Annotated in this window: 10 protein-coding genes; 8 read left to right on the top strand and 2 right to left on the bottom strand. The window is 37.4% G+C overall.

Annotated elements, in window-relative coordinates; translation table 11 throughout:
• The first annotated feature begins 5 nt into the window (after positions 1–5).
• The 8 genes from murD to BN1354_RS08070 all read left to right on the top strand — a co-directional run bounded on the left by murD (position 6) and on the right by BN1354_RS08070 (position 9,292).
• Positions 6–1,346 carry a UDP-N-acetylmuramoyl-L-alanine--D-glutamate ligase gene (gene murD / locus BN1354_RS08105; protein ID WP_053826802.1) on the top strand — a complete coding sequence of 447 codons (1,341 nt, stop codon included), beginning with the start codon at positions 6–8 and terminating at the stop codon, positions 1,344–1,346.
• A gap of 40 nt (positions 1,347–1,386) precedes the next feature.
• Positions 1,387–2,763, top strand: coding sequence for an FtsW/RodA/SpoVE family cell cycle protein (locus BN1354_RS08100; RefSeq protein WP_052673064.1), 1,377 nt, complete (start codon positions 1,387–1,389; stop codon positions 2,761–2,763).
• Entirely contained in the window at positions 2,760–3,857 is a 1,098-nt protein-coding gene (gene murG / locus BN1354_RS08095; RefSeq protein WP_053826801.1) for an undecaprenyldiphospho-muramoylpentapeptide beta-N-acetylglucosaminyltransferase, read from the top strand. Before BN1354_RS08100 ends, murG begins: the two co-directional genes overlap by 4 nt.
• Positions 3,858–3,940: 83 nt before the next feature.
• Positions 3,941–5,320, top strand: a complete 1,380-nt coding sequence (murC, locus tag BN1354_RS08090; RefSeq protein WP_053826800.1) for a UDP-N-acetylmuramate--L-alanine ligase — start codon at positions 3,941–3,943, stop codon at positions 5,318–5,320.
• A gap of 65 nt (positions 5,321–5,385) precedes the next feature.
• The gene (locus BN1354_RS08085) at positions 5,386–6,117 is read left to right on the top strand and encodes a cell division protein FtsQ/DivIB (protein ID WP_231623094.1); all 732 of its coding nucleotides are present in this window, start codon (positions 5,386–5,388) and stop codon (positions 6,115–6,117) included.
• A gap of 32 nt (positions 6,118–6,149) precedes the next feature.
• Positions 6,150–7,463, top strand: a complete 1,314-nt coding sequence (ftsA, locus tag BN1354_RS08080) for a cell division protein FtsA (RefSeq protein ID WP_052673065.1) — start codon at positions 6,150–6,152, stop codon at positions 7,461–7,463.
• A 17-nt stretch (positions 7,464–7,480) separates the two neighbouring features.
• Positions 7,481–8,773, top strand: coding sequence for a cell division protein FtsZ (gene ftsZ / locus BN1354_RS08075; protein WP_045088938.1), 1,293 nt, complete (start codon positions 7,481–7,483; stop codon positions 8,771–8,773).
• 69 nt (positions 8,774–8,842) lie between these two features.
• Positions 8,843–9,292 carry a GatB/YqeY domain-containing protein gene (locus BN1354_RS08070; RefSeq protein ID WP_045088939.1) on the top strand — a complete coding sequence of 150 codons (450 nt, stop codon included), beginning with the start codon at positions 8,843–8,845 and terminating at the stop codon, positions 9,290–9,292.
• 64 nt (positions 9,293–9,356) lie between these two features.
• On the opposite strand, the gene BN1354_RS08065 is transcribed toward BN1354_RS08070, so the two are convergent.
• Positions 9,357–10,058 (bottom strand): hypothetical protein, encoded by a 702-nt coding sequence (locus BN1354_RS08065; RefSeq protein ID WP_053826799.1) that lies wholly within the window; start codon positions 10,056–10,058, stop codon positions 9,357–9,359.
• Between the two features lie 137 nt (positions 10,059–10,195).
• A complete protein-coding gene (locus BN1354_RS08060; RefSeq protein ID WP_053826798.1) occupies positions 10,196–12,196 on the bottom strand; it encodes a RagB/SusD family nutrient uptake outer membrane protein in 2,001 nt (666 codons plus the stop codon).
• Positions 12,197–12,200 lie beyond the last annotated feature (4 nt).

Below are 12,200 nucleotides of genomic sequence, written 5' to 3'. Positions count from 1 at the left end.
AAAATATGAATGAAAAATTGATTGTTGTTCTTGGTGGTGGAGAGAGTGGTGTTGGAACTGCCATACTTGCCAAAAAGATGGGCTTCAAAGTATTCCTGTCAGACAGCGGCATTATAAAAGATAAGTACAGAGATATTTTGAATTCTCACAACATCAATTTTGAAGAGAATAGTCATACAAAAGATATTATACTAAAAGCGGATGAAGTAGTTAAAAGTCCGGGAATTCCTGATACATCCTTAATTGTTCAAGAGCTTAAAGAAAAAGGAACTTCAATCATTTCAGAGATAGAGTTCGCAAGCCGGTATACTTCAGCTAAACTCATTTGTGTCACCGGGAGTAATGGTAAAACAACAACAGTAAATCTGATATATCACATTCTTAAGTCTGCTGGCTTGAATGTAGGATTGTGTGGTAACGTAGGAAACAGTTTTGCCCTACAAGTGGCTGAGAAAGATTTTGATTATTATGTTCTAGAATTAAGTAGTTTTCAACTGGAAGGATTAATTGAATTCCGGGCTGATATTGCGGTATTGCTGAATATCACACCTGATCACCTCGACAGGTATAACAACGATATGCAGGAGTATATAAATGCAAAAATGAGAATTATACGGAATCAACGAATTAATGATTCTTTTATTTACTGGGAGGATGACCCTATTGTAACCAGAGAGATAGAGAAACTTAAACCTGAAGTTACATGCTATCCATTTGGTGAGTTTAAAAAAGAACATACCGTTGGATATACTGAAAATGGAAAATTGTTTATCAATACTAAAGGTAATATGTTTAATATGGAATTAGAATTATTAGCTTTGGAAGGAATGCATAATGTGTATAACTCTTTGGCATCAGGTATAGTAGCAAAGCTGATGGATATCACCGACGATCAGTTGAGAATTTCACTGTCCGATTTTCAGGGCGTACCTCACAGACTGGAAAAGGTGGCAACTGTGCGTGGAGTTCAATATATAAATGATTCTAAGGCCACTAATGTAAATTCCTGCTGGTATGCTTTAAAGAGTATGCGAAGTAAAACAGTGCTGATTCTGGGAGGTACTGATAAAGGTAATGATTACTCAGAGATCGACGATCTGGTCCGATCTAAAGCAAGGGCTCTGATATTTTTAGGAAAAGATAACAGTAAGTTACACACATTTTTTGATGGTAAAGTTGAAGAAATAAGAGATGCAAGTTCAATGAAAGAAGCTGTAGATCTGGCTTACAAACTTGCTCAAAAAGGAGATGTCGTTTTGCTTTCTCCATGCTGTGCAAGTTTCGATCTCTTTAAAAATTATGAAGATAGAGGAGATCAGTTTAAAGAATGTGTAAGGAACTTATAATGTTTAGGAAATAATTCTACGAATCTGAAAAATTGTAATTATGCTCGATAATAAAAACTACACAGACAACCCGACAGAACCTATCGAAGAGGTTAAAACGTCCGGATCTACGCTGGTCGAATTCGGGCACAAGATATTCAAAGGGGATAAGGTTATCTGGTCTGTATTTATAATACTCTGTATTATTTCACTGATCGAAATTTTTAGTGCTACAAGTACAATTGTGTACCGACAGCAAAATCAATTTGGTCCCATCCTGCGTCACACAATGTTTTTAATAGGGGGCGTTGGAATCATTTTGCTTATACATAATATTCCATATAGATTTTTCTCATCACTTATATTTGTGCTGTTGGGAGCAATTGTGTTGCTTATTCTCACTCCATTTATAGGAGAGAGTGTAAATAACGCCGACAGATGGATATCAATAATGGGATTCACAATTCAACCCTCTGAGATTGCAAAGATTTCACTCATGGGTACCATTGCATTTCTGTTAAGTAAACAGAATGGACACAATGATGGAATACTCTTTAAGTGGATGATTGGTCTGATGATTGTAGTATGCGGAATAATTGCAGTGGATAACTTATCAACAGCTGTACTGCTCTTTGGTGTATGCTATCTTCTGATGTTTATTGGAAATGTAAAGATTACTAGACTTCTTAAAGTAGCTGGCGTCGGTATTGCAATCATCCTTTTGTTTGTATTGTTACTTAATATCATTCCTGAGAGCTGGACCGACTCAGGTCCCCTCAATCGTTTAGGTACATGGCAAAATCGTATCACTCATTTTGGAGAAGCAAAAGAGATGACGGAAGAGGAATACTTTACTATTACAGACGAAAATTATCAGGTAGCACATGCAAAAATAGCAATATCTAATGGGGGGGTATTTGGAGTTTTCCCTGGCAATAGTACAGAAAGAGATTTCTTACCACAAGCTTATTCCGATTTTATATATGCTATTATAATTGAAGAGATGGGACTTCTGGGTGGTATGTTTGTTTTACTACTATACCTGGTTATACTGATACGAGGAGGTATAATAGCGAGGAAGACAGAAAAATTATTTCCAAAATATCTTGTAATGGGATCAGCTCTGATGCTGTCTATACAGGCATTTATTAATATGGCAGTTGCGGTCAACCTGATTCCGGTAACCGGTCAGCCTCTTCCTTTAATAAGCCGTGGAGGGACATCAACTTTAATAACTTGTGCTTATTTTGGACTTATACTTAGTGCAGACCGTTTTGGTATAAGTAAAAAGAAAGAAGGAGACTCGGTGGATAGTGATGACAAAAGCAATGAAGTTGGCGGAATAGACGGTGATGATAATAAAGATTCATCTAACCCGGAGGATGTTTCAGTAAACGGTCTTGAAGATAAAGTGGAATTTGAAATCTATCAGGTATGAAGAAGTTTATAGTAAGTGGTGGCGGAACAGGAGGACATATTTTTCCTGCTATATCTATAGCAAATGCAATCAGAAAGCGTTGGCCCGATAGTGAAATATTGTTTGTGGGAGCAGAGGATCGCATGGAAATGGAACGTGTACCCGCTGCCGGATACAGGATTATAGGTCTTCCTGTTGCAGGGTTCGACAGGAAGAATATGATTAAAAATATCAGTGTTGCTGCAAAACTGATAAAAAGTATGAATAAAGCTCGTGGTATCATTAATGAATTTAAGCCTGATATCGCTATAGGTGTAGGAGGTTACGCAAGTGGCCCCATTCTTAAGGCAGCCTCTGCCAAAGGTATTCCAACACTTATTCAGGAGCAAAATTCATATGCAGGAATAACCAATAAAATGCTTGCAAAAAAAGCTTCAGTCATTTGTGTTGCATATGAAGGAATGGAGAGCTATTTCCCAAAGGATAAGATTGTACTCACAGGAAATCCCTGTCGTCAGGATTTAATCGTTTCTGCTGAGAATCGCAAGAAAGGTTATGAGCACTTCAATCTTGATCCAAAGAAGCGAACAATCTTAATGTTAGGAGGAAGCCTTGGTGCAGCAACATTAAACAAAAGCATTGTTTCAGCTCTCGATAAATTGAGAAAAGATGAAAATGTACAGGTTTTATGGCAGTGTGGTAAGTATTACTTTAAAGATATGCAGAAACTGCAGACCGAAGGTAAAATACCTCACAATATCCATCTGATGGATTTTATATCTCGTATGGATTACGCCTATTCTGTAGCGGATTTAATAATATCTCGTGCAGGAGCTGGTTCTATTTCCGAGTTCAGTCTACTTGGCAAAGCTGTGATTCTTGTACCGTCACCAAATGTGGCAGAAGATCATCAGACAAAGAATGCACAAGCATTGGTAAATAAGGAAGCTGCCGTAATGATATCAGATGCCCTGGCTCCAAAACTGCTGTTTGATTTTGCACTGGAAATGGTTAGAAATGACGATGAGCTGAAAAAGTTAAGTGAAAACATTATTCAAATGGCACAGCACAATTCTGCAGAAAGAATTGTTGATGAGATTGAAAAACTGATTTAGGAATTTGATAAACAACTTTGATCTCTTTAATGCAAAAAGAGTAAACTCAGAGAAGAAATATTTTGAAAAGTGAAGATATAAAAATGGAGTATAATAATATATATTTTATAGGGATAGGTGGGATAGGCATGAGTAATCTTGCCCGCTATTTTCTTTCAAAAAATAAAAAAGTGGGAGGTTATGATCGTACGGAAACACTACTCACCGAAACTCTTTCAAAAGAGGGTGCTTTAGTTCATTACGAAGACTCCATAACTCAGATTCCAGATCATTTTAAAGATAAGAATGACACCCTGATTGTTTTCACACCTGCTGTTCCTGCATCACATAGCGAATTAAACTGGTTTAAGGATAATGGTTTTAAGGTAATTAAACGTGCTCAGCTTTTAGGTGAAATAACCAGGTCCAGTAAGGCTATCTGTATTGCTGGTACTCACGGAAAGACAACTGTATCAAGTATGACAGCCCACCTATTTCGTCAATCACATGTGGATTGTAATGCATTTTTAGGCGGGATACTAAAAAACTATGATACCAACCTGCTGCTTTCCGGTAAAAGTAATGTAACTGTTGCTGAAGCTGATGAATATGACAGATCTTTTCACTGGCTCACACCTGAAATTGCAATTATTACATCAGCCGATCCGGACCATCTGGATATTTATGGTGATGAACAATCTTACAGAGAGAGCTTCGAGAAATTTACATCACTTATAAAACCTGGTGGACATCTTATTCTTAAAAAAGGAGTAGCCGTTACACCAAATGTAAACGATAGAGTGAAAGTATGGACATATTCAGAAAATGAGGGTGACTTCCATGCAGAGAATATCAGATCGGGAAATGGAGAAACAGTTTTTGATCTCGTTTCGCCAATTGAGAATATTCAAGATATCTCACTTGGAGTGCCGGTAAGGATAAATATTGAAAATGGTATAGCAGCCATTGCAGCAGCTCAGCTAAGTGGAGTAACAGCAGAAGAGATTCGTCGTGCAATGAGCTCTTTTGAAGGTGTAAGCAGACGTTTCGATTACAGGATAAAAAGTAATCAGATAGTATATATCGATGATTATGCACACCATCCGAATGAACTTAAGGCAGCTATAGAATCGATAAAATCACTCTACCCGAACAAAAAGGTAACAGCTGTTTTTCAACCACACCTTTATTCCCGGACACGTGATTTTGCAAATGAATTTGCCTCTAGTCTCTCACTTCTGGAAGATGTTATATTACTGGATATTTATCCTGCCAGAGAATTACCTCTCGAAGGAGTTACCTCTCAAATAATATTTGAGAAGATAACAACAGCTGAGAAACTGCTTTGTAGTAAAAATGAACTTCCTGAACTGATTAAGAATAAGCCTATGGAAGTCTTTGTTACATTTGGTGCAGGAGATATCGACCGTTTGGTGCCCGAAATAGAAAAAATATTAAGAGATAGGTATTTGAGTAAGGTATAATCTTATTTAAATTAGTAGTATATTGAACTTCAAGATTTATCTTTGTATAGAAAAATAAAACGATAGTGAAGAAAATCCTTGTCATATTCATTGCTCTGGCAGTTGTTGGTTACCTGATATTTTCAGCTGACTATTTCAGGGAATCATCACACAACAGTGTTTGTGAAGAGTTTGTTGTTATCGTAAAAGATAGTACACAAACCCAGTTTGTAACAGCCAGAGAAGTAGAGGATTTAGTGAAGAAGTATAAACTTTATCCGGTAGGGAAACCTTTTAAAGAGATAAATACACTGGCTATTCGTGATACAATTATTGGCAACAGACTAATTGAATCTGCTGATGTATTTATTACTTCAAGTTCTACAATTGTAGCAACAATACGACAGAGAGAACCAATTCTTAGAGTAGTTTCTGATATAAAAGGAAATTTTTATGTAGATAAGGATCGAAAGATAATGCCCGTCTCTTCTAGTTTTGCTGTTTATGTGCCAATTGCAACTGGTGTAATAGATGAGGAATTTGCTCAAAACGAACTGTATGATTTTGCAATGTTCCTTAGGAATAATTCCGAATGGGATGCGTGGATCGAACAGATAGTGGTTAGGAGTGATAACGAAGTGGTATTAATTCCCAGAGCTGGTGATTTTAAGATAATTATGGGAGATATTGATGATTATCACTCCAAGTTGGATAAATTCGCTCGTTTCGTTGATGGAGGATTAAATGTTGTTGGATGGAACCGTTATTCCGAAATTAATTTAAAGTATGAAAATCAAGTTGTGTGCACCAGAAAATAGTAATAATCACAACAAAAAAATATAGCCAATATATGACGCAATCAGAATTTATAGCTGTAATAGATCTGGGAACATATAAAATAAAAGGTGTTGTTGCTCGCAGGAACGACAATAATGTTTTTTCAATACTCGAAAGTAAAACCATTGATTCTGGCAACTCAATACGCAGAGGTATGGTTTACAACATTGAAGAAACCGGAGCAAGTGTCAGGAAATTAATGACTATGCTTGAAAACAGTATAGATCAAAAAATAGGTAAAGTATATGTTTCTCTTAACGGACAGTCACTGCATACTATGGAGGTCAGGGACACAAAACAGCTCTCTACCGGTGGAATAGTGTCCGAAGAAGTGATCAAACAGTTACAGGAGTCTGCCGAGAAATTTACTCCCGATCTGAAAAGAAATTATGCTGTCGCAGATGTTGAATATTATATTGATGGTAAGCAGGAACTTAACCCAGTAGGTGTTGCTGGTACGCAAATAGAAGCAGCTTACAGGATTGTAACAGGCAGACCCAATTTACTGTCTAATATTGAGAAAAGCTTTAGTGATAAAGCTAAACTCCCAATTGCCGGATATGTTATAGGTGCTCTAGCGTCAGCTGCTATAGCATTGAACGATGAAGAAAAAGAGCTGGGTTGTGCATTTGTTGATTTCGGTGCAGGCACTACCACTCTATCAATATATAAAAATGGGATTTTAAAGAGGATGGTTGTGATTCCTTTTGGTGGTAAGAATATCACTAAAGATATATGTGCGTTGAATATAACTGAAAATGACGCAGAGCAATTAAAAATTAAGTTCGGAAAAGCATATGAGAATCACGAAAGTCCTTTTTTCACATCACCATTCTCTTCAAAGCCTGATGTAGATCTAACAGAGCTCAACAGGGTGATTGGATTACGACTTGATGAAATTTCTGCAAACCTTAAAGAGCAGATCAGACTTTCAGGTCTCGAGAATGAACTGGGTTCCGGAATGATAATTACGGGGGGCGCATCACAATTAAAGAATATGACTGATTACTTGACTCACAAGTTCAAGATGCCTGTAAGAAAAGCAACAGCTAAAAAAACTTTTATAAATAATGCTTCTGAACTTATCAATGACCCCTCATTTACTCAGGTTTTAGGGATGTTGTTGTTTGGTAAAGAGAGCTGTCACTATGAGGATCGCCATGTTTATAATGAATATGACGAAGAGGAATTCTCTAAAGAAAGTGAGAAAAAAGAGTATAGAGAAACTGCAAAAGCAGTGAAGAAGACCAAGAAAACTCAAAAACCGGGTCTCTTTTCAAAATTCGGCGATATGTTTGAGAATATGTTTTCTGATGAGGATGAATAATTAAAAGGTACACATTGATGGATTACGATTTATTAGATTTTCAAATAGAGAGTCATACAGACGCAATTATTAAAGTAATTGGTGTTGGTGGAGGTGGCGGTAACGCCGTAAATCATATGTTCAGAGAAGGTATTCATAATGTCTCATTTGCATTATGTAATACAGATAATCAGGCTTTGATGGAATCTCCGGTACCTGTAAAAGTTCAGTTAGGTACAACTACAACCGGTGGATTAGGTGCCGGGAACAAACCTGAAATCGCCAGAAAAGCCGCTGAAGAGAGTGTGGATCTGATTGAAGATCTGCTTAACGATGGTACACGCATGGTATTTATTACTGCGGGAATGGGTGGTGGAACCGGAACTGGAGCAGCCCCTGTAATTGCCCGTGTAGCCAAAGAGTTAGGTATTCTTACAGTAGGAATTGTTACTATACCTTTTGTGTTCGAAGGATCCAGAAAAATTGTTCAGGCTCTAAAAGGTGTAGAAGAGATTGCCAAGAATGTAGATGCTTTGCTTGTAATAAACAACGAACGTCTGCGTGATATATATAGTGATCTTACTGTACTTAATGCATTTGCCAAAGCTGATGATACTCTTACCACTGCTGCAAAGAGCATTGCGGAAATCATCACTGTACATGGTCATGTTAATCTCGACTTTGCTGATGTAAATACTACATTAAAAGATGGTGGAGTGGCCATAATGAGTAGTGGAAAAGGAACAGGAAGTGACCGTATTAATGAGGCTATAAAAGACGCTCTGCACTCTCCTCTGCTCAACAATAACGATGTTTTCAACTCTAAGAAAATATTGATAAATCTCTGCTTTGGAGAAGAAAATCCTTTGATGATGGAAGAGATGAATGCACTTCATGATTTTATGTCAAAATTCAGTAATGATATTGAAGTAATCTGGGGTGCTGCAGTTGATGAATCACTGGATAAAGAGGTTAAGGTGACGCTGCTGGCGACTGGATTCTCAATTAATAATGTTCCCGGTATAGAAGAGATTAAACTGGAAGAGAGTAAAGCTGATGAGCTACAGCGTAAGATTCAGGAAGATGAAGAGCGAAAACGCGAGATCAAAGATAAGGAGCTTATTGAGAAGTATTATGGAAAAGCCGGATTGGAAACTCTTTCAGCAAACAATTACAGACAGGAGCCATTTATACTTACTTTAGAGGAGCTGGACGATGATAAGATTCTGGAGGCTTTGGAGAAGAACCCGGTATTTAAAAGGGATAGAACTTTTAATCCCAGAACATATCATATAGATAAACTTAACCAGTCGGCTACTCTGTTCGACTAAGAGATGAATTTTATATTTTATAATTCAGGTACAAATACATTTAAAATCATTTGAAAAAAGATAACTGTTATGACACTATTCGATACTATCACAGAAGAGATAAAAAAAGCAATGCTGGCTAAAGATAAGGTCCGTCTTGATGCATTAAGAGGGGTAAAGAAAGAGTTTCTGGAAGCTAAGACTGCTAAAGGTGCAGCAGATGAACTTGCAGATGATAAAGCAATAGCTATTCTTCAAAAGATGGTAAAACAACGCAAGGAGAGTGCTGAAATATATAAAGAGCAGGGTAGGGAAGATCTGGCAGAAACTGAGATTGAGCAGATGAAGGTTATCCAGGAATATTTACCTAAACAGCTTTCAAAAGAAGAAATAGAGGCAGAAGTCATGAGAATAATTGCCGACACAGGTGCTTCCACTATGAAAGATATGGGAAGAGTTATGGGTATAGCCACAAAAGAACTTGGTGGAAAAGCTGATGGTGGAACCATTTCTGCTATCGTGAGACAAAAGTTGTCTTAACACAGGCTCTGATATACATTTTCAACTGAAACAATTAATCAGAAAAGCAACTAATAGCCAGTAACTATCTTATAAAAATTGGGAGTTCTTTAGTGAACCTTTTCTCAATTAAATTTGATTTACTGGCTCGTTTGTTTAGTTTAGTAAGCTCTTTCTCCAAATCTTTATTAGTTTTCAAATCATCGGAAAGTAGTAAAATGGAGAATGATTTATCATCTATTATATTTATTCTGAAAGCAACAGTCCTGTTTTCAATAATATCATTCTCGGCAATTTTTATAATATAATCCTTACCCATACTAAAATCAAATGTAATAGGGTGATATCCCATTGCAAAGGCTGTTATCTTGCCTATTTTATCAAAATCAGTAAATATTACACTTCCATTGCTATCTGTAACACCGGCATTCAAAACTTTACCTGAGCTGTTTTTAGATTCCACAAGAATACCCTGAACAGGGTAATTGTCAATACTTACCACTCTTACTCTGCACGTATCCTCGCTAATTGCATCCTGCGATGAATAGGATGTTTTATGTCCGGGATAGTCAGTCGTATTTATAAGCATGAAATTTTCAATTAATTCATAACTTCCTTCGCCAACCTGAACTGTGGATAGTCCCGCAAAACCTGTAATTCTGAATGAAACCTTATCTCCCATGAAAATTATCGAGTCGTTCCCGTTTTTATACACACCTTCCAGTTGTTGTGCAGACGCCACCATTTGAGATAATAGTAGTAATGATAGTATAAGAATTTTTTTCATAAGAGTGGTTTTTTTGTGTTGCTGTAACAAAAATAGCTATATTTTTCACTTATTTAAAATATTGTTCGAGAAAACAGGGTAAAAAAAAGGCCGCTCACAGGAGCGGCCCTTCTTTATGTCATGGATGTAAATCCAAATTATCTTTCTGCCTTAGCATTTGGTTGTGCCGGCCAATATGGATTCTGATACAGATTTGAATTATCTGCTGTTCCATCAGGTGAGGCAAGCTGCATCTGTCTAAATGGAATTGGTGCCAGATAATTGGCTTCCGACCAGTTGTAACCATTAAATATTGTATTTGTAGATGAATTCAGAATCTGATATGGACGCAGATATTTACTTAAGTCTCTACTTGAAACATTAGCATCTGAACTACCATCATCAACCAATCCTGCACTTGTCACTTCACCTGGTTTAGGATCTGTATAGATAGAGTTCTTATATGCCTCATCCCATAAATTGAATCCTTCAATTATATAGTTTTTAACCTGATCCATAGCTCTCCATCTGATAAGGTCATCATAACGAATACCTTCACTCAGATATTCATTTCTGCGTTCACGACGGATGTTATAAAGAGTAGGATCAACCAAAGTACCACCTGAATATGCACCCCAGTCACCCAGAGCCTCAATACTCATATCTGTAGCAGTAATAGTTTTATTGTAATCAGCATCAACACCGGCTCTTGTTCTCAAAGCTCTCCAGTATCTGTCTGCAACAGCATCAATAGTTCCTTTCTTCATGTAAGAAGCCTCTATATAGTTCAGATAAGCTTCTGCAGCACGGAAGATTGGAGAACCTGCAGTTGCTGTCAAATCAGAACCCGGTGCTTCAGAAGGATCATAGTTCATGAATTTTCTTGATCTGTAACCTGTAACGTCTCTAACCTCCTGAAGGTTGATAATCAGCGGTGCAGTAAAGATGGCTGAATCACTCTTAATGTGTACTGGATCATCTTCATCAAAAAGGAAAAGCTGAAGACGCTCATCACGATTCTCTTTCAGATCAGTGATGAATGTATCTCCTTTGTATTCTGAACCTTGTGCATAGATAGGCAGACCGTTCTTCATCAGGAAGCCATCAACAAAACCTTTTGTTAATCCTGTATTTGCTCCTCTTTCAATATATATAGTTACACCATGTGTAATAGAAAGTGAAAGATCATATTGACGCCAGAATAATATTTCATCGAATTTACCCATGTCTCTTGAAGAGAACATGTCAAAATATGGATTCCATCCTGCAAATTCTGCTCTTGAAGGAGGATTTAATACACCAGAGTTAGCTGTTAACTCAATTTTATCTGCGACCTGTTTTGCTGCATCCATAGCTTGATCCAGGAACCAGTCGATCTCACTATCAAGATTGATTGAGAAACCGCTGTTGTAGCTCATAGAAGCACCCGGCCAGCCTGCTTCACCCGGTACACGTGGTGTGCCTCTGTGATAATTAAGGAAAGATGCTTCATAAAGTGCTACTCTTGATTTAGCTAAGAGTGCTGCATCTTTGGTGAGTCTTGTTTTATTCGATACACCATTCTGCATAAGTAATATTGCAGAGTCCAGGTCAGAAATTATTTGACGTGCAACAAGATTACGTGGCTTACGTTCAGCTGCTGCAACCAGAATCTCCTCCTGATCAGGAAGAACTGTGGTTACAATTGGGAAGTCACCATAGGTTTTTAGTCTGTCAAAATAAGCCATTGCTCTTAGCATATATACTTCACCAATATAGTGATCTATCATCAGTGTGTTTCCTGAAAGTGCATTGTCAGTTCTTTTTGGTAACACCTCCTGAAGGAAGAAGTTAAATGCCCTGATATTTCCAAAACCTAAGTCACCATTTTGTGGAACCAAACGGTTTCCCGGTTCATATAAACCAAGATTAGGATTTGATGTAGCCTGATTGTCAGTGTGGTCATCCAAACGGCCTATACCTGTGCTCCATCCACCATGAGTGCTGAACAAAGAAGAGTAATAGTTAATGGGAAATGAAGCAAGATCGCTTTCAGAACTGAGGAATTGGTTTGGTCCAACCTGGTCCAGAGGCTCTCTGTCCAGGAAGTCCTCACAAGAAGTGAGAGATAGAACCAATACTCCAATAATTAATAAAAAATGTTTATATATAGTATTCATCTTA

Source organism: Lascolabacillus massiliensis (assembly GCF_001282625.1).
Lineage (GTDB): Bacteria > Bacteroidota > Bacteroidia > Bacteroidales > Dysgonomonadaceae > Proteiniphilum > Proteiniphilum massiliensis.
The sequence above is the reverse complement of the archived record's forward strand: the minus strand, read 5'-3'. Positions and strand labels throughout refer to the sequence as shown.